A 19,702-nucleotide genomic window follows, 5' to 3' on the forward strand; every position below is an offset into this window, starting at 1 on the left:
ATGAGATTCTTTATTGATACAGCAGAATTTGATGAGATTAAAGAGGCCTATGACTTTGGTTTTATTGATGGCGTAACTACAAACCCATCGCTTATCGTGAAAGCTAAACGCGATTTGAAACAAGTTATTTCTGAAATTGCAAACCTTGTTGATGGACCTGTTAGCGCAGAGGTTATTTCCTCTGATGCTGAAGGCATGGTGGCGGAAGCACATGACCTTGTGAAATTAGGCTCTAATGTGGTTATTAAAGTTCCTATGACTCCAGAAGGTCTTAAAGCCGTTGCTATTTTGAGCAAAGAAGGCATTAAAACGAATGTGACTTTGATTTTTTCTGCAAACCAAGCCTTATTAGCTGCTCGTGCAGGTGCAAGTTATGTGAGTCCATTTGTGGGTCGTATTGATGATATCAGCATGGATGGTCTTACATTGATTCAAGATATTACAGATATTTTCGCTATTCATGAAATTGAAACTGAAATTATTGCTGCAAGTGTGAGAACTCCGCTGCATATTATTCAATGTGCTAAAGCAGGTGCTCATATTGCAACTGTTCCATTTAAAGTACTCATGCAAGCTATGAAACATCCGTTGACTGATGCAGGACTTGCAAAATTTATGGAAGATTGGAAACAAGCTAATCAATAAGTTAGAGACTCTAGGTAAGAGTCATATCAATACATAGAGGACTTATAAGGAGGCCCATTATGGATCGTACATTATCTTTGGAATTTGCTCGTGTCGTTGAAGCCGCAGCTTTGCGTAGCGGTCGTTTGCTTGGCCGTGGGCAAAAGGATGCAGCCGATGGTCTTGCTGTAGATGCTATGCGTCAAGCGTTTGATTCTGTTCGCATTTCTGGTACTGTGGTTATCGGAGAAGGCGAAATTGATGAAGCTCCTATGCTTTATATCGGAGAACACGTAGGTGCTGGCGGACCAGAAGTAGATATCGCTGTTGATCCTATTGAAGGGACAAACTTGATTGCTAAAGGTCAAAATGGTGCTATTGCAGTTATGGCGATTGCAGAAAAAGGTGGCTTGTTACATGCACCGGATATGTACATGGAGAAACTTTGTGTTGGTCCTCGAGGTGCAGGTGCTATCGATATTACGAAATCTTTGACCGAAAATATCAAAAATGTAGCGGCTAAAATGGAACGTAATGTAGATGAAATCACGTTGGTTATGCTTGATCGTGAGCGTCATCAAGGCTTGATGAAAGAGGCTCGTGAAGTAGGGGCTCGTATTATGCTCATTTCTGATGGTGATGTTAATCCAGCTATGGAATGTTGTATCGAAGGTTCTGGGGTGCACATGGTTGTAGGTACTGGTGGTGCACCTGAAGGTGTATTAGCGGCTGCAGCCTTAAAATGTGTAGGCGGCGATATGCAAGCTCGCTTAAAACCAGAAACGGAAGAAGAAATTCGTCGTTGCCATGAAATGGGCATTGCCGATGTAAACCAAGTGCTCACATTAAATGATTTAGTTCGTACTGATGATGTTATTTTTGCGGCTACTGCCATTACACGTGGTAACTTATTAAATCCAATTCAATATTTCCCAGGTGGTGCGCGTACACATACTATTGTGATGCGGTCTAAAACTGGTACGGTTCGTTTCCTTGATACAGTGCATATGGATCATAAACTTAAAACATTAAAAGCTAAATAAGAATAAAGCCCTGAAATATACTCAAAAATTTGGCACAAATTTTTGAGATATATTCAGGGCTTTTTTTTCTTTGTATTTTCTCTCATTCTCTTGATGAGATATATCGAAAAATAGTATAATAACATTTAGTATATGACGTTATAAATACAAGGTCTTGTAGCTTATACAAGATGAACGATATAAAGTGTAGGAGGAATTCTGTTGGAAAAGTTAATCATTCAAGGTGGCAATCGATTGGAAGGACGTGTACGTGTTAGTAGTGCTAAAAATGCAGTACTCCCTATTATTGCCGGTACTTTGCTAGCATCAACGCCTAGTAAATTGCTTGAAATTCCAAATTTAGAAGATGTAGGCACGATTTGCCAAGTTATCGAGTCTTTGGGGGTTAAAATCACTCGTAATAATGCAGATGGTGAAATTGTTTTCGATGCTTCTACATTGACTGCTACGGAAGCTCCTTATGAACTTGTGCGTAAAATGCGTGCATCCTTTCTTGTCATGGGTCCACTTTTGGCTCGTAAAGGGGAGGCTAAAATCTCAATGCCTGGTGGATGTGCTATCGGTGCACGTCCCATTGATCTTCATTTAAAAGCATTTGAAGCATTAGGTGCAAAAATTGAAATTACTGAAGATTATGTATATGCTCATGCTCCGGAAGGACTTAAAGGGACTCAAATTTATTTGGATTTCCCAAGTGTGGGGGCTACAGAGAATGTAATTATGGCTGCTTCTATGGCGGAAGGTAAAACCGTTATCGAAAATGCTGCAGAAGAGCCTGAAATTGTTGATTTAGCTACATTCTTAAATGCTATGGGGGCTAATATTCGCGGAGCTGGTACAAATGTGATTCGTATTGAAGGTGTACCTCAATTACACGGTGCTATTCATACAGTTATTCCTGATCGCATTGAAGCTGGTACATATTTAATCGCTGCTGCTATGGCAGGTGGTGATGTATTCGTAGAAAATGCATTGCCAGAACATCTAAAACCAGTAGTGGCTAAATTAAAGGAAGCTGGTGTAACAGTAGAGGAAGAAATCGACGGCATTCGCGTTATCAGTAGTGGTAAAGGCATTAAAGCTGTCGATATTAAAACCTTGCCATACCCTGGATTCCCAACAGATATGCAAGCTCAATTCATGGCTCTTACCACGATTGCGGAAGGCACTAGTACAGTAACAGAAACTGTATTTGAAAATCGTTTTATGCATGTTGCTGAACTTCGTAAAATGGGGGCGCATATTGACATCGATAATCGTCAAGCTATTGTCGAAGGTATGCCAAGCTTACACGGGGCTATAGTGAATGCTACTGACCTGCGTGCTGGAGCGGCGCTGGTATGCGCTGCATTGACTGCGGAAGGTAGAACAGAAGTCGGTCGTTTACATCATATTGACCGAGGTTATGATGATTTTGTAGGTAAATTGCAAAGGTTAGGTGCTGATATTGTTCGGGTTGACGAATAAGAGTACACAGCCAAAACAAAATAAAAAGAAAAGAAGCCGGCGCTCTAAAGGGCCGGCTTTATACAACGAGCAACAGAACTTAGGTGCTGCAAAGGTTGAGAATTCGAAAGCGAGTACTACACGTAAACCATTGAGAAGGACAAAACGTAAGTCTACTAAGCTTTCAAATGGCGTGGCAAAGCAAGCTAATCATTTGGCCTCCAATATGCGCGAGACCATGATTAAAGTTACAAAAATGCGCCGTGCTGAACGACGTAGTCGTGAGACTGTAGCGATTGCTAAAACAACGCCAGCCATGACATTAAAACGTTTAGTTCGACCTGAGCAAGTTGGAGATTTTATGAGTCGTTTGAATCGATCCTTAAACTTCGATTTGGGAATTGATTTAGGGACTGCAAATATCCTCATTTTTGCGAAGGGTAAAGGCTTGGTATTAGATGAACCTGCGTATATTGCACGGGATGATAAAACCGGTGATATTCTTGCTTTAGGTGAGGCTGCACGTTCTATGGTAGGCCGTACTCCAAAAGGGATTTCCGTCATCCGTCCAGTTCAAGCGGGCGTTATTGCAGATTATGATATGACAGAATTCATGTTGAAGTACTTTATTCGCTCCGTTGTACCTGCTTCTAGATTGATGAAGACGCGTATTATCGTATGTGTGCCATCAGGCATTACACCTGTAGAGAAACGCGCCATTTTAGAGGCCTTACTCAGAACCGGTGCAAAAAAGACAGTCCTTATTGAAGAGCCATTGGCTGCTGCTATGGGGACTGGTCTCAATGATGCTAAGCACGTAGGGGCGATGGTTGTCGATGTTGGCGGTGGCACTACGGATATTGCCGTTCTTTGTGATACGGGTGTGGTTGTAAGTGAATCACTTCGCATCGGTGGAGATTCTTTTAACGAATCTATTATCCGTTATATCCGCCGTAAGAAGCGCCTCGTTATTGGTCCGCTAACGGCAGAGAAAATTAAAATTTCTGTAGGGACTGTGGATCGTCGTGCAAAGGAGCGTACGATTGAGGTACGAGGACGAGATGCAAGTTCTGGATTACCAAAGATGGTTGCGGTGAATTCTTTAGAGATTCAACGTGCTCTAGAAGCACAAGTGATGAATGTTTTGGAAGGCGTTAAGTCCATTCTAGAAAAAACTCCACCAGAACTTGTGGCCGCTATCAATGATCATGGTATCATTCTTACTGGTGGTGGCGCGCTCATCGATGGATTAGACCGTGTTATCACACGTTCTATTGGAATCGCGGCATACCTTGTAGAATCTCCAAGATATGCAGTAATTAAAGGTGTTGCAAAGGCTTTAGATGAAATGTCACAGCTTCGTGATACATTAGATGAGTTACAATAATATAGTTACAATAATATACCATGATGATGTAAGCTTAAATTGACGAGGTTATGGTCTACAGTTATTCTATTTTATGTATGGAGTATCTTTAGACTGTAACCTCGTTTTTCGTTTATTTTTTTGAATTTTTCATCTTTATGCTGTATACTATAGTAAAAGTATATTGCGTAAAATTGATGTAATGATATAAGGCCATTATTATGGTTTGTAGCTATAGAGGAATTAAAGATGAAACGATATCTGTATATGACTTTTGCTGTTTTAGGTCTACTGGGTAGTACCGTTCCTCATGCTGAGGCCGGTAATTTAACAGGGGTGCGCGTATCTAATCATGAAGGTACAAGCCGAATTGTTTTAGATGTATCTGAAATGCCTGTATCTTGGACTCAATCCTATAATGAAGAAACACATGCTCTTACATTGAACTTAGGGGGTACTACAAATGGTTTAACTGGCCCCATATCACAAAATGATAAAAAAACGGGAGTTCTTAAAGGCATTGGCTTACAACCGGTTAATGGGGCCTTACGAGTAACATTAACAGCGAATAAGGATGTACAACATCATGAGTTTGCATTAGAAAAGCCTTCGCGTATAGTAGTGGATTTATTTTCTGGCTATGCGCAACAGACTACAAAAGATGTAAATAAATCTGTAACGTATAGCAAAATTAATAACACCGTAGCTGAAGGGAAAATTCAAGCCTTTGCATTGACCGTAGATAATGATTCACCTATGGTGGTGGCGCATGTTCCAGAAGGTAAACCATTATCTTCTGTTACTCAAGCTCATACAGCTATCATTGGAGCAAAGGTAAAAGGGGGCAGTTTTGAACGACCTTACTCAGTGGCAAGTGATGGAGCCATTGATTTAGAGCGTATTTCTAATCGTGGTACGTTACGATATACGCCTAATAGAGGATACTTTATAGAAGAGAAAAAACCTTTACTTCAAGCTAAAACGAAGAATGAGAGTTTTGTAATCACCTCCGTTGATACGGTTCGTAAAGAGAATGCCTTGACCCTTTATACGTCAACTTATGGTCCTTCTACAAAGACCAATGAATATGGTTATGAAGTGACTGTAGCTAATGGCAAGGTTATTAGTAAACAAAAGGGAAATTCTAAAATTGGGGAAAACCAATATGTATTGTCTGGTCATGGCGAATCTGGAAATGCTTTACGTAAAATAAAAGTTGGAACACCTATTACGATTCAAAATAGAGAAGAACTTGCTCAAGTTAGTACTACCGGTGGGGCTAGTTTAGAAGTGGGCACTATGGTGATGAAAGGCGGTCGCTATGTAGGAGCTGATGAATCTAATAACAAAGGTCGTAGTTTCATTGGAACCACAAAGGAACATGATTTAGTTGTGCTAACAGTTGATAAATCCGAACTTCAATCTGTAGGTGTGACTCAAAAAGAAGGAGCTCAGTTATTGTCTAAATTAGGTGTTGTTGATGGCGCTGAATTATCAAATCAAGGTAGCATTGATATAGTTATCAATGATGATTATGTACACAAATCTTCTGCACCTATGAGTTATGAGGATATAGTAATCATAAAATAGATTCGTTGCATACAATTTTGTTTGAAATATTACTAATAATTTAGTATACTATAAATACATAACTAATTTTGTAAAAGGAGGGATCGTTATGAAAAGAGTAGTGTTAGCTTTAGCTGCATTAGGTATTTTAAGTGTTAGCTCTGTAATGGCGGCCCCTGTATCATACCAAAGTGTATTAACAGGTAAAGTTGCTTCTACAGTTTCTGTTGGTACTTCTGTAACAGAAGGCCAAACATTGGTGACTGTAGAGACATTGGCTGGTCCTATGGCTGCTGCTAAATCTACTGTAACTGGTACTGTAACGGCGGTTAATGTTACAGTGGGTTCAGACGTTTCTCGTGATCAAATCGTTGTCACTGTAGAAAGTAAATAAAGGAGAGAAGGAATGAAGTTTTCTCATTCTTGGCGTCGGTATAGAAAAGCGATACTGGCGCTTTTCTTCTGTACTTCACTTACAACTGCACAGGCTATTGATTTTATGCCTGTCAATGATGTAACAACAGGTATGGAAGGTATTGCAAAAACTGTAATCGTAGGGGATACTATTTCCACCTTTGATGTAAAGGTACTGGGTGTCATGAAGGATAAGGGACCATCTGGTCATCTTATTTTAGCCAAGTTTTCCGGCCCCGTTATGGATCAAACTGGTGGCATTGCGCATGGTATGAGTGGTAGCCCTGTATATATAAATGGTAAACTCGTTGGGGCTGTTGCTTATGGCTGGGGGTTTGCGGATGGTACGATAGGTATGATTACTCCTATTGAGGATATGGTCAAACTATGGAATATACCATATGAGAAAAACTTATCTAAACCTTGGGATGATACACAATTGATTCCTTTAGGTACTCCACTTATGGCATATGGCTTCGATGCGGCATCAATGGAATACTTTAAATCGAAGTTACCACAATATAAATATGAAACATATGACACCGCAAGTGCTAGTGGTGATGAAATTGCAAAACCTTTAGAAGCTGGTGGCTCAGTAGCGGCTTTGCTAGTTGATGGTGACCTTAAATTGGGCGCTATTGGTACTGTTACTCATGTAGATGGTGAAAAGGTTGTTGCCTTTGGTCATCCATTCTTAAAACATGGTTCTTCTAACTATTTTATGCACAATGCAAGTATCTTTACCGTTGTAAAAAGCTATAATGCTGCCTTTAAGCTTGGCTCTATGGGTAAAGAGATTGGCTCTGTTACCGAAGATAGAGGTGCCGGTATTGCAGGTGTATCAGGCGTGATTTCGCCAGGTATTCCATTGCGATTCCATTTAAAGGATATTGATATGGGCCGTGATAGAACTAGTTCCGTCAAGGTTATTGAAGATGGTGAAATGACACCAACTTTAGCAGCTACAGCCTTATACAATATGTTGAATAAAACATTGGATCGCAGTGGCTCTGGTACGGCTACAATTTCTTATACTATTACGCCAAAAGGGAAAGAACATAAGCCATTAACGCGGACAAATATGTTCTACAGCTCTGATTCTATTAGTGAAAAAGCAGTTGATGAATTTTATAATGTCATTGATGTTCTTATGAACAATCGATTCATCAACTATGAAATTTCGGATATTTCGGTTGAAACAAACGTAACGCAAGATAAGAAAACAGCAAAGCTTATCGATGCTTCTGCTTCGTCTACTGTAGTTTCTCCTGGGGATACTATCGTAGTAGATGTAACATTAGAGCCGTTCCGCGGTGAAAAGGTTATTAAACAAATTTTCTTTAAGGTACCTGAAGATCAAGCTATTGGTAAGTATACCTTAGAGGTGCGTGGCGGTGGCGAGATTCCATTACCATACGTATTGGAAAAACAGAAATATAATTTAACAGATGAAATTTTACGCCGTTTGAAAGTTCATAAAGATTTTGATGAGCTTTATGATGAAATTCAAAAGACAGATACAAATAATCAAATCGTTGTAGAATTTTTGGAAGATGGTATCAGCTTAGTTGATGAAGATGGCTCTCAATCTGTTAAAAAGGCTAAGCTTAAAGATGTGGAATCAAAACCTATGCCAGGGGATGTAAAGAAAAAAACAGGTCAAGAAGATTTGAGTTCTAGTAAGGATGATGAAAAGAAACCTGAAAAGACTGCTGTTGATACTGAGTACATTGTGCAAGGTGATGGTCAATTTACGATTCATGTAATGAAGCCTGCTGATCGGGATAAAGAATTAGCAAAACGTGTCAAAGAAGCGAAACATCAGATTAAGATGGAACGCAAGTTAGAATTGGAAGATCAATCTAAAAAAGATAAAACGGATAAAGCTGAGTCTAAAAAGGATTCTAAAAAAGAGTCGAAAGAAACCAATAAAAAAGATGAGGCTAATGCTGGTGGAACAAATACAGCTGAATAAGTTGAAACTGTAAGGGAAAGGGATAGACTGTTGAGTTGGCTAGAATCGATAGGTCGAGTCGTCATAAACGGCTTATCGCAGATGGGTAGTGCTACATTATTAGTGTGGCAAACAATAAAACAATTAAAAATGATTAATCTGTGGCATGTATTTCAACAGATGGCTCACTTAGGGGTAGACTCCTTGCCTATTATTAGCTTAACTCTACTCTTTGCTGGTGCCGTTATGACCTTACAGATTACAGATGTACTAATTACCTATGGTGCTCAAAGTACAGTAGGTGGCCTTATGGCTGTAGCTATGGGCCGTGAATTGGGTCCTATCTTAGTTGGTGTAGTATTAGCCGGCCGTGTTGGCGCAGCTATCACGGCTGAAATTGGTACAATGAAGGTAACAGAACAAATTGATGCCCTACGTGTTATGGCTGTTGATCCTGTTGGTTACCTCGTGGTACCACGTGTAGTAGCGTGTATGATTATGGTGCCAATTTTGGCATTTTATGGTGTTGTTATCGGTATTGCCGGTGGTTACTTTGTAGCCACTGTTATCAAGGGTTTGGCGCCTAGTACATATTTAGACTCTATTCAAATGTTTTCTACCATTTCAGATTTCACCTTAGGACTTATAAAGTCTAGTGTGTTTGGTGCTGTCATTGCATTGGTAGGTGCTTATAAGGGCATGGAAACTAAAATGGGCGCAGAAGCTGTTGGTTTTTCCACTACTAGTTCTGTAGTAACTAGTATTATTCTAGTATTTGTATTAAATTACTTTTTATCTACATTGTTATTTTAGTGGATATTTTTAGAGGGATTTATGATTGAACTACGCAATGTTGTAGTTGCCTACGAGTCACGTGTGATTTTAGACTCTGTTAATCTCACTATTAATGATGGGGAGACGTTAGTTATATTAGGCGGCAGTGGTAGTGGTAAAAGTACATTACTTCGCTTATTAATAGGTTTACAACGTCCTACATCAGGGCAGATTATCGTAGATGGCACAGATATAACTACATTATCTGAAGATGAATTTAATACGGTACGAAGAAAAATGGGGATGGTATTCCAATATTCAGCTTTGTTTGATTCTATGTCGGTAGGTGAGAACGTAGCTTTTGGTTTGCGTCAACATACGAAGTTAAAGGATGACGAAATCAAACGCATTGTGGCAGAAAGACTTGATTGGGTTGGTTTAAAGGGATATGAGTCCTATATGCCTAATGAGTTGTCTGGTGGTATGAAAAAGCGGGTTAGCTTAGCTCGTGCTATAGCACTAGATCCGAGTTTAATTCTTTATGATGAACCTTCATCAGGGTTAGATCCTATTACATCAGGTACGATTAGTATGCTAATTAAGGGGATGCAGAATCGGCTTGGTTGTACTTCTATCGTGGTAACACATGATATGCAGTCAGCATTTTATGTTGCTGACCGCATAGCTTTACTCGATCAGGGGCATTTTGTAGAAATTTCTGATACAATAGAATTTAAGAATTCTACAAATAAGAAGGTACAACAATTTATTCATGGTGAAGCAGAGCCGATTAACGAATCTGCGATGGGAGATATATAATGAAGTGGACGACGGAGGCCAAGGTAGGGGCTTTTACAATAATAGGTATAGTTCTATTTATTGCAGGCATACTATTTGTAGGCCGTATCGATATTTGGGCTAAACCGCAAATGACAATTACAGGTGATTTCACTCAAGTAAATGGCCTAAAAAATGGGAATCAGGTTAAATTTTCCGGCGTGGCCATCGGGACTGTTTCTGATATTGAAATTACACCGCGTGGCGTTGTGGTTAAGATGAAACTTGATGAAAAAACGCAGATTCCAAGTGACTCAATCTTTTCCTTGGGGTCAGATGGTTTTTTAGGTGATAAATTTATTCAAATTTCACCAGGACAGTCTAAAGTATATTTACAAGATGGTGACTCCGTTAAAGGTGAAGGCGTTGATGCTGTGGATAAGGCCATGCAGAGTGCACAAAAATTAATGGATGGTACTGAGAAGATGCTACAGTCTATTAATAGTATTATTGGTGATCCTGCAACTCAAAGTGCACTTAAATATTCTTTGCAATCTACAGCTGTGATGGCTGATAATGCGGTAGCTATTACACAAAATATGGCGGATGTAACGGCTCAGCTAAATCAAGCAGCACAACAGTTTAATGCTGATGGTAATGCAGGCAATGATATGCGTGCTATTTTAACTAATTTAAAACAAACTACTGATCGTGTAGATAATATGGCTCGTACCATGGAATCAACTGTAACAGATCCTAAAGCACAAGAAAATATTAAGGAGACTTTACATAATACGGCACAGATTTCAGCTCGCATCAATAAACTGATGGGCGGAAAGGCGTACCAAACGGATGTAAATGGAAATAGTGTAGAGGTTGGTATGACTGAAAAAAAGTCATCTACCAAGATTGAACCATCTGTAGATTTGTTGTATAACACAACGGATAATGAATTCCGTGTCAATGGTAGAGTACGTGCCTTTAACAATAAAGGAATGGCTGAAATTGGCCTTTCTAATATGGGTGATGATACTACTTTTGATCTGAATGCAGGTCGATTTATTAGTTCTAAATGGTTAGTGCGTGGTGGTATTTTTGAAAGTGAATTGGGTCTTGGGGTGGATTATAACTTCCGTGGTCCTGTGTCCTTATCAGCCGCGCTATATGACCTTAATCATCGTAAATATCGTATTCGTAGTGATATACGTTTGCATAAAGATACCTATGGCGTTATTCAAATGACCAGACCGTTCAGTTCTACGAATGGAGGTACCTATTTCGGTATTAAACAAGTATTCTAATGACTAACACATTTACTCTATATGAGTATGGAGGTACATATTATGAATAAAAAGGTTCTTTCCTTAGGTGTAATGCTTTCTTTAGTTACTACTGGTGCATTCGCCGCTGATGTAGTAACTACATCCGTTAACAACGGAGACCAATTAAGCAAATATCAAAAAGAAGCTATTCAATTAACACAAAAGCAATTAGCAGAAAAATCTGTTTTAGACAGTAAAACCTATGAACGTACATTAGCTTTAAACGAAGCCCGTACGGTTGATTTAGCATTAGCTAATAATCGTACAGCTAAGCAAACTAAATGGGGTTATGAAGCTGCTAAATCTGCAGTAAGCCAAGTAGCAGCTGGTAAGAATCCAAGTGTTAGTTATGGTTGGAGTGTTCAAAAAACGGGCGGTGACACAGGTAGTGGCAAATCTGGTAGTCATAACTTCTCCATTAGTGCGCCTGTATTCAATCCACAACTCGATGCAAGCATTGATTCTGCACGTTATACTCGTGAAGGTACTGGTGCTAGCTATGAAGAGGCTTTACAACAAGCAAAATATGATGCTCTTAACGGTTATTATACATTGATTATGAGCCGTAATATGGTAGATGTAGCACAACAAGCTGTTAAAGATTATCAAGGTCATGTAACTAATGTAGAGGCACAGTATAATGTTGGTTTAGTGGCGAGCTCCGATGTATTGGCAGCTAAAACAAATCTTGATGATTCTCAAACATCTCTTGTAAAAGCGCAAAATGCTGCAAATTTAGCAGAGGCGAACTTAAATCAAGTTATTGCATACCCTGCACAAACAGCTATTACTACAGCAGAGCATGATTTACAATATAAACCATATAATGTAACCTTGGAGCAAGCGAAAGCATATGCTATGCTTCATCGTTCCGCTCTTGTTAAATCAGCTCTTGATGTAAAATCTGCGGAAGAAGCTGTAAAATCTGCTAAGGCGGGTTATTTGCCTACGGTTGCTGTAAAAGCTGGTCGTGGCTATGGTGATCCAGATGGTTACTTTGGTACAAGTACAAAGTCCTGGAGTGTTGGTGCTAGTGCTACTTGGAACTTATGGGATGGTGGTGCAACACAAAATGCTATTAAAAAAGCAAATGCACAACTTGAACAAGCAAAAGAAGCTAACTTGGCCACTGTTGATGCTGTATTGTTAGCTGTACAAAAAGCATACTTGAATTTACGAGCTGCTGAACAAACAATCCAAAGTACACAAACTGCAGTCGCACAAGGTCAAGAAAGTTTCCGTATTGCTACGCTTCGTTACCGTGCAGGTGTTGGTACGAACCTTGATGTACTTGATGCAGAAACTAAGTTGACAACAGCTCGTAATAACTATGTAGAAGCTCTTTACAATTACAATATTAGCATTGCGGCTCTTGAACAATTAACAGGCGTTCCATTGTCTACACCTGTAGGTCAAGGGGCTGAAGTTATCGCTAATAGTGGCGCTGTTGAACAATTGGCAAAACTAGGCGGCAATCAATAATATGATCCTTAAAAAGACGACTTCGGTCGTCTTTTTTCTTGTAGTGGACAGTATAGACAATGAGTGCTCTTGATAGGGTTATATTTTATATGTATATTTCATGTAGTGTCGCAAAGTTTATGTTTATGTAGTGGTTAATAAAATTAAATATGTATTTATTCTAGAAACTGATTTCTGAGAAAATATATTAGTTTTATAAAATTTACCCTGAAAATACTATAGTTATTACTGTGTCTGTGGTAAGATTAGTATATATATTTATATTATTCATAATGTGTATGGGAGTATCATTATGACCCGTAAAAAGTGGCTCCTTATCGGTGCAGCGATTTTAGGTTTGTCTGGTATTGTTGGTGCCAGCATCAATCCTATGGCTCAAATTTACATTGCACCTATGGTTAAAGAACAAGTAAATAATGTCATAAACGGATCTATAGACTATGATTCTCTCCGAATTAATTGGAATGGTGATGTTGTTCTAACAGATGTGATTATTAAAGATAGAGATGGTCATTTAGTTGGAACTGCTCAAGAGGTAGCTGTAGGAGTTAAATTATCTTCTTTGCCGAAGATTGTCGGTGGCAACACATCAGGGGCTACGGCTATTTCTAGTGTAATCGTTGAGGCGCCAGATTTTCATATATGGCAACTAGCTGATGGGTCGTGGAGTATAACTAAGTTAGTAAAACCATCCGATCCAAATAAGTCGGGTACTTTTGATGGCTCTGTGACTATTAATGATGGTCGCGTAGCGCTACGTACTAAAGATGGAATAAAGAGGAATGTAGAAAATCTTGATGGGACTATGGCGCTTGATATGAGTGGCATGTCTAAAGGTGCCTTTACTGCTGATGTAGATGGTTCCGCAATTACCTTGAATGGCAAAATTGATATGAACAATGTATCTAATTTTGATCTCTTTGTACAAGCTGATGAAATTGATACTGCTGGTATTATGAGTTTTGTTCCACTTCGTAAGGATCTATCTGTAACGAGTGGTAAGTTACAAGATTTACATTTAAATCTTAAAAGTGAAGATGGCAAATACATTATGAGTGGTAATGTAGGCTTTAAAGGTTTAACAGGCACTTATAAACGGGGTAATACAATTTATAATATTACCGATGGCACGGGTCGCATTATGCTTAATAATGATCAAATCGTTATTAGTCGTAGTTCTTGGAGGGTAAATGATCAAGTAACAAAGATCAATGGCTTAGTTACACTAGGCAAAGATGAAGAGTATTTAAATCTTAATGTTGTGGCCGATAAAGTAGATTTAGAGGCGATAACAGACGTCGGTGTTTCTGGTATTGTAGGTGGGCGTGCACATATTGGTGGTACGACAGTAGCTCCTCGTGTAGATGCAACGATTGCTAGTGATGGTATTTCTTATAATGGTTACTATATTGATCGTTTACAAGGTGATATTGTATATGATAACGGTTTAGTTCGTACGGATGATGTGCGCCTATCAGTAGGCGAAGGTAGTGCAAAGGTTAAGGGCCAATATGTGGTTGATACAGGGGATTTTGATACTACTATAAAGATTCAAAATTTACCTTTAGGCACTTTCACAAAAGATATGACCTCACCGGTTACAGGTAATATCGATGGTGAGATGCGTATCTTAGGAAAAAATAATCAAGTTACAGATGTTGTAGGCGCTGTTGAAGGTCGCCAAATAGGCATTCGCGGTGTTGTAGTTGATACTGCAAAAGCTAACTTTACGCATGCTGATAATAGTACAAATATGACCGTTGTAGGCACTATAGGAGATGGGGCGCTAAGCGGATATGGCTATATCCAAAATGGTAATATAGATGCCACTATTTCCGGTAATGCATTGCCATTGACCGCACTAAGTCCTATTATTGGTCAAGAGGTTGATGGCACCTTGAATACCTCTTTTGCGATACAAGGTACATTGGATAATCCAAATGTAATGGGCACTGTATGGGGTCAAGAGGTACATTATAAAGGGGCTCGATTCAATAATATCCATGGAGATATTAAGCTAGATAACCATATTCTCACTATCACCAATGGACATATTGGTGATGGCGATGGGGGCTATGATGTTAATGGTTGGTATAATCTTAATACAGATGTGTTAGATCTAAATGCCAAGGCTCGGGCTGCTCGTATTGAAAATGTGATTCGTACTGTTACAGATGTTCCTATTACAGGTTGGTTTGAAACAGACAATCATATTACAGGGACGGCTGCAAATCCGATTATAGAAGGTCGTGCTCATTTGTGGGATGGTTCTGCTTATGGCAAACTCGTGACCAATGCGTTTGCAAAATATAACTATCAGAATGATACATTAGAGCTTTATAGATTTGATATTGAAGGTTATGGTGCAACTATCACAGGTGGCGGTACAGTATCTAAAGAAGCAATTAATATTGATTTTGAAGGCAAAAAAATTGATATGGGCAGATTGCTCATTAATACGGATTACAAAGTTGATGGTTTGCTATCTGGTCGAGGACAAATTACTGGATCTGTGGATAACCCTCAATTCAATGGCTATATTTCATCCGATGCCTTATCAGTTAATGGGGAATTATTGAACGATATTCATGGTCGTGTTTATGCAGATAAATCGGTTGTAAATGTGCAAGATTTCACCTTTGCTGAAGCCGATGGTGGTCGCTACACTGCTAAAGGTGGTATGAAGTTTGATGATAGTAGACAACTATTTGGTGTATTAGATGTTACTAATGGTAGCGTAAAGAATTTGCTAACCTTGCTAGACCGGTCCAATGAACACATTGATGGCAAATTAAATGGTTCTGTTGAAATCGGAGGTACACGCGACAATCCAAGCGTTAATGTAACAGGCAAGATTAATGATGTAAGTATTGATGAAAAGATTGTTGGTGATGCAACTATCGATGCAAGTCTTGCTAATCGTAAATTCAAAGTTACAACTTTGAAACTGCCTGTTGATGAAGGTCTCATTGCAATAGGCGGTACGATGGATCTTGATGGTCAAGCGGACTTACAGGTTGCATTAAAGGATGTTGATATAGTACCGTTCTTGCCACTTATGGGTAAGGATATTCAAGCTACTGGTTGGGTGACTGGCGTTGTAAATATCACTGGGGAAACTAAGAATCCTAAAGTAGAATTATCCGGTGCTGTAGAGTCGGGGTCCTTTAATGGTGTTGGTATTGATGAAGGTTTTGTATTGGCTACAATGCAAGATCAAGTTATTCAGATTCAACGAATTCAAGGTGCCAAAAGTGGGTATAAGCTAAGTGTCTATGGTAAGATTCCATTAGCGGCAATCTTTACGTCTGGGTATATTCCAGCAAATGATAGCAAATCTATGGATGTAACTATTGATTTTAACGAAGCAGATATGGCTGTTATCCCTCTTCTTACAACTAGTGTTAAGGAGGCAACAGGTCCGTTAAAAGGCACGGTTCACATTACAGGCACTATTGATCAGCCTGAAGCATATGGTACTGTATCGGTACGTAATGGTACGATGAAATTGGCAAGTGTAGAAAATCAAATTACTGGTATTGATGGTGACTTAATTTTCTCTGGTCAACAAGGTGATTTCCAATCCCGTATTAATATGGGCAAAGGCTCAGCTGGTTTGGCTGCTAAAGTAAATTGGTCTGGACATACTCTTACTAATTACAAGGCGGCAGTTCAGCTAGAAGACTTAGAGGTTCGCAGTGAATATGTAAGAGGACCTTTGAATGGTGAACTTTATATTGCTGACCGAGATGGATTGCCGACCCTTATTGGTACTTTAAATCTTGAAAAGATTCAATTCAAAATTCCTCTTTCCTTACAATCTAGTGAAAGTACCAAAGATATGGGGGTGGATGTTACTGTTCATGCGGGTAAAGGTGTACGTTTATATGATCGCACCTTATACAACATGTTTATCAGTGGCGATGTTCATTTTGGTGGATCCTTACAAAATCCAACTGCTAGTGGTCAATTCGATGTTAGAAATGGCACGTTTAAGTATTTGAGCCATGTATTTAATATTACAAAAGGGAATGCTCATTTCGTAGGTGGCTCTTATTTACCAAACTTACAATTAGAGGCTGAAACAAATGTAAGTAATTACACTATTATGCTTGGCGTAAAAGGGACAGTGGATCATATGGACTTATCATTGTCCTCTAATCCTACATTGTCTAGAAAGCAAATCATTTCCATGTTGACCTTCGGCCGCGGTGCAGATTCAAATAGTAGTACTTTGACAAATGAAGATGTGAATGCTGTGGCTACAGCAGGGCTTCAAATGTTTGCTTTTGGCTATGTACAAGATGCATTACAAAATACACTTGGGTTAGACCGCATCAATATTACAACAGGGTCAATTGATCCCGATGAGCCAACTAATAGGGATACGGCAAGTAATTATAATATTGAAATCGGTAAATATGTATTACCGAGAGTCATGTTGACTTATTCTCAAGGTATTAATAACAAACAAAATAAATATGGTATAGAATATTCTGTTAAACGAAACCTTAAGTTCACGGGATGGCATACATCAAAAGGGAACAATTATATAGGTGGTCGTTGGACACGTAGCTTTTAAGAGTATGACTAGAATGTGTAAACCCCTTAGGTATGCACATTCTAGTCATATTAATTTCATAAAATTTGTTTAATATAGTACTCATTCCAAGCAATTTATGCTATAATGATAAAGATTTATTAGTCTTTATAAATAAGATGTAAACTCTTTATGGGGATGAGTTCTAGGAGGAATTTATGTTTAAACCAAAAGCTTATAAAAGTATGCTTGCAGCGTCCGTGTTGACCGCTGTCATGGGGACAGGCAGTGTATTTGCTGCTGAGGTACAAGCTGGCTATACTCCAGATTTAAATAGCACAACGACGACTAATGCTGCTACAACAAATGATGCAGCTACTACACAAGCTGTTTATAATGCTGATGCAACTACTACAACTATACAAGATGAAACTGATGCAGCTATCTTAGCTGCTCGTGGTGATACGACTATATCTAGTGACGGCACTGTAGTAAAAGGTTCTGATGGAACTGTTACAGTCAATAATGCTGCTTTAAAAACTGATGATAAACAAGTAAAAATGGTATCTAAAACTACTGGTGGTACTGATCTTGATAAGGCTGCTGAAAATGGCCAAACTCAAGCTGTTACAACAGTAGAAGCACAATATGTTACATCTGCTAGTGCAGAATCTGTTAATCCTTACGTAGGTAAATTGATTACCGGTTTGTCTATATCTGGGGTTACAGCTGAACAACAAGCAAATTTATTGCCAATTTTAACTGAAAAAGTTGGCGATGCCGTATCTGTTGATGGTGTATTTAAAGATGTAACTAATCTTGGTAATACTGGGTACTTCTCCGAAGTAAATCCTGTATTCACTTCCGTGCCTGAAGGCGTAAAACTGGACTTTGCTGTAACCGTAAATCCAGTTACCACTGGCGTTTCCTTTGAAGGTAATACTGTATATTCCTCCGAAGTATTGACTAAGTTCATGGACATTCAACCAGGTCAAGTTCTTAACTCTGTATCCGTAGGGCAAAAAGTTCAAGGTATTAATGCTGCATATGCTCGCGATGGCTATATGTTAGCACACGTTGATGGTGTCCGTGTAGATGACCAAGGCGTACTTCATATACACATTGTTGAAGGTATCGTAGAAGATATCATTCCAGCAGGTAACAAGAAAACCCGCAATAAAGTTATTACTCGTGAATTTGTTCAAAAGAAAGGAAAACCTTTTAATAAATTCTTGGTACGTCGTTCTGTAGAACGCGTATATAACTTAGGTTTCTTTGATGACGTAAACGTTCGTATGTTGCCAGGTGAACAAGATCCAAATAATGTAATTATTGAAATCGATGTATTGGAACATAAGACTGGTACCATCACATTAGGTGCTGGTTACTCTAAATCTGATGGGTTGATGGGTATTGTTGAATTCGGTGAAGATAACTTCCGTGGTACTGGCGATAAATTTAAAGTTCACTGGGAAATCGGTGGTAAGAAAAAATATAAGAACTACCAAATCTCCTACTTGAAACCTTGGATCGATAGCAAAGGTACATCCCTTGGCTTCTCCTTCTTCAACCGCGAAGATGAATACACAGATTACAATGAAGATGGTAATGAAGTAGCAGAATACAATAAGAAATCTCGTGGCTTTAATATTTCGTTCGGACGTCAAACTGGGGAATATACTCGTGATTACTTGACATTAGAATCCCGTAAAGATTCTTATAAATGGGATGATGATGATAGCTCTGGTTTCCGTTATGATAAAAATGCGGGTAAAGGTACAAACTGGGATAATGGTTCCTATAACTTCGCATCTGACAACTATGTAAAAAATAACTTCGGTCGCATTAACTCTGTAACATGGCAAAAAGTATACGATTCTCGCGATAATATCTATGAACCAACTCGTGGTCGTCGTATTTCCTATACTACACAATGGGCTGGTCATGGTTTGGGCGGTGACTTCGACTTCTACAAATTCACAGCTGAAACTCGTATGTACAAGAAATTGGGTGCTAAAAATGTATTGGCATTCCGTGCACGTGCTGGTTTCATCCAAGGTGATGCTCCTTATAGCCAATTGTTCACATTGGGCGGAGCTGATTCCTTACGTGGTTATGAAGATGATCAATTCCGTGGTAAGAAGATGTACAATGCTACATTGGAATTCCGTTTCCCAATTGTTAAGAAAGTTAGTGGTGTGTTATTCGGTGATATTGGTGATGCATGGGATGCACCAAATGTTACATGGTATAACAGCAAAAAATCCTTTAACTATGGCGTTGGTGCTGGTGTTCGTATTACAACTCCAATTGGTCCTGTTAAACTTGACTATGGCGTGGGTAAACACAAAAATAAATTCCACTTCAGCTTCGGTACACAATTCTAATATA

General features: G+C 39.0%; 13 protein-coding genes. All 13 read left to right on the plus strand.

The features are described 5' to 3' along the window. Positions 1 to 645, plus strand: coding sequence for a fructose-6-phosphate aldolase (fsa, locus tag VPHSUH08_RS06650; protein ID WP_008715804.1), 645 nt, complete (start codon positions 1 to 3; stop codon positions 643 to 645). Positions 646 to 704: 59 nt separating this feature from the next. Continuing rightward, positions 705 to 1,667 carry a class II fructose-bisphosphatase gene (glpX, locus tag VPHSUH08_RS06655; protein ID WP_004695442.1) on the plus strand — a complete coding sequence of 321 codons (963 nt, stop codon included), beginning with the start codon at positions 705 to 707 and terminating at the stop codon, positions 1,665 to 1,667. A 201-nt stretch (positions 1,668 to 1,868) separates the two neighbouring features. Continuing rightward, on the plus strand, positions 1,869 to 3,134 hold the full coding sequence (gene murA / locus VPHSUH08_RS06660; protein ID WP_004695444.1) for a UDP-N-acetylglucosamine 1-carboxyvinyltransferase: 1,266 nt from the start codon (positions 1,869 to 1,871) through the stop codon (positions 3,132 to 3,134). Then, positions 3,115 to 4,500: a rod shape-determining protein gene (locus tag VPHSUH08_RS06665; protein ID WP_038125913.1), complete on the plus strand. Its 1,386-nt coding sequence runs from the start codon at positions 3,115 to 3,117 to the stop codon at positions 4,498 to 4,500. The genes murA and VPHSUH08_RS06665 overlap by 20 nt, the downstream gene beginning before the upstream one ends. A gap of 228 nt (positions 4,501 to 4,728) precedes the next feature. Next, positions 4,729 to 6,069, plus strand: coding sequence for a phosphodiester glycosidase family protein (locus tag VPHSUH08_RS06670; RefSeq protein ID WP_105087051.1), 1,341 nt, complete (start codon positions 4,729 to 4,731; stop codon positions 6,067 to 6,069). An 88-nt stretch (positions 6,070 to 6,157) separates the two neighbouring features. Further along, complete coding sequence (locus VPHSUH08_RS06675) at positions 6,158 to 6,442, plus strand: biotin/lipoyl-containing protein (protein WP_004695449.1); 285 nt, start codon at positions 6,158 to 6,160, stop codon at positions 6,440 to 6,442. A gap of 12 nt (positions 6,443 to 6,454) precedes the next feature. After that, entirely contained in the window at positions 6,455 to 8,437 is a 1,983-nt protein-coding gene (locus tag VPHSUH08_RS06680; RefSeq protein ID WP_004695451.1) for a SpoIVB peptidase S55 domain-containing protein, read from the plus strand. Positions 8,438 to 8,467: 30 nt separating this feature from the next. After that, positions 8,468 to 9,229, plus strand: coding sequence for an ABC transporter permease (locus VPHSUH08_RS06685; RefSeq protein WP_004695453.1), 762 nt, complete (start codon positions 8,468 to 8,470; stop codon positions 9,227 to 9,229). A gap of 21 nt (positions 9,230 to 9,250) precedes the next feature. Continuing rightward, on the plus strand, positions 9,251 to 10,009 hold the full coding sequence (locus tag VPHSUH08_RS06690; protein WP_004695454.1) for an ABC transporter ATP-binding protein: 759 nt from the start codon (positions 9,251 to 9,253) through the stop codon (positions 10,007 to 10,009). Continuing rightward, entirely contained in the window at positions 10,009 to 11,268 is a 1,260-nt protein-coding gene (locus VPHSUH08_RS06695) for an MlaD family protein (protein ID WP_004695456.1), read from the plus strand. The genes VPHSUH08_RS06690 and VPHSUH08_RS06695 overlap by 1 nt, the downstream gene beginning before the upstream one ends. A gap of 42 nt (positions 11,269 to 11,310) precedes the next feature. After that, positions 11,311 to 12,771 (plus strand): TolC family protein, encoded by a 1,461-nt coding sequence (locus VPHSUH08_RS06700; RefSeq protein WP_105087052.1) that lies wholly within the window; start codon positions 11,311 to 11,313, stop codon positions 12,769 to 12,771. Positions 12,772 to 13,063: 292 nt separating this feature from the next. Then, positions 13,064 to 17,353, plus strand: coding sequence for a translocation/assembly module TamB domain-containing protein (locus VPHSUH08_RS06705; protein WP_105087053.1), 4,290 nt, complete (start codon positions 13,064 to 13,066; stop codon positions 17,351 to 17,353). Positions 17,354 to 17,529: 176 nt separating this feature from the next. Next, entirely contained in the window at positions 17,530 to 19,698 is a 2,169-nt protein-coding gene (locus VPHSUH08_RS06710; protein WP_004695462.1) for an outer membrane protein assembly factor, read from the plus strand. The last annotated feature ends 4 nt before the right edge of the window (positions 19,699 to 19,702 follow it).

This window comes from Veillonella sp. S13054-11 (genome assembly GCF_002959795.1).
GTDB classification, from domain to species: Bacteria; Bacillota; Negativicutes; order Veillonellales; family Veillonellaceae; genus Veillonella; species Veillonella parvula_E.

What these genes read in the sequence shown, in the direction of transcription:
- VPHSUH08_RS06695 (WP_004695456.1), top strand. Translation starts at nt 10,009, where the DNA reads ATGAAGTGGACGACGGAGGCCAAGGTAGGGGCTTTTACAATAATAGGT.
- VPHSUH08_RS06670 (WP_105087051.1), top strand. Translation starts at nt 4,729, where the DNA reads ATGAAACGATATCTGTATATGACTTTTGCTGTTTTAGGTCTACTGGGT.
- VPHSUH08_RS06710 (WP_004695462.1), top strand. Translation starts at nt 17,530, where the DNA reads ATGTTTAAACCAAAAGCTTATAAAAGTATGCTTGCAGCGTCCGTGTTG.
- glpX (WP_004695442.1), top strand. Translation starts at nt 705, where the DNA reads ATGGATCGTACATTATCTTTGGAATTTGCTCGTGTCGTTGAAGCCGCA.
- fsa (WP_008715804.1), top strand. Translation starts at nt 1, where the DNA reads ATGAGATTCTTTATTGATACAGCAGAATTTGATGAGATTAAAGAGGCC.
- VPHSUH08_RS06705 (WP_105087053.1), top strand. Translation starts at nt 13,064, where the DNA reads ATGACCCGTAAAAAGTGGCTCCTTATCGGTGCAGCGATTTTAGGTTTG.
- VPHSUH08_RS06680 (WP_004695451.1), top strand. Translation starts at nt 6,455, where the DNA reads ATGAAGTTTTCTCATTCTTGGCGTCGGTATAGAAAAGCGATACTGGCG.
- VPHSUH08_RS06675 (WP_004695449.1), top strand. Translation starts at nt 6,158, where the DNA reads ATGAAAAGAGTAGTGTTAGCTTTAGCTGCATTAGGTATTTTAAGTGTT.
- VPHSUH08_RS06700 (WP_105087052.1), top strand. Translation starts at nt 11,311, where the DNA reads ATGAATAAAAAGGTTCTTTCCTTAGGTGTAATGCTTTCTTTAGTTACT.
- VPHSUH08_RS06690 (WP_004695454.1), top strand. Translation starts at nt 9,251, where the DNA reads ATGATTGAACTACGCAATGTTGTAGTTGCCTACGAGTCACGTGTGATT.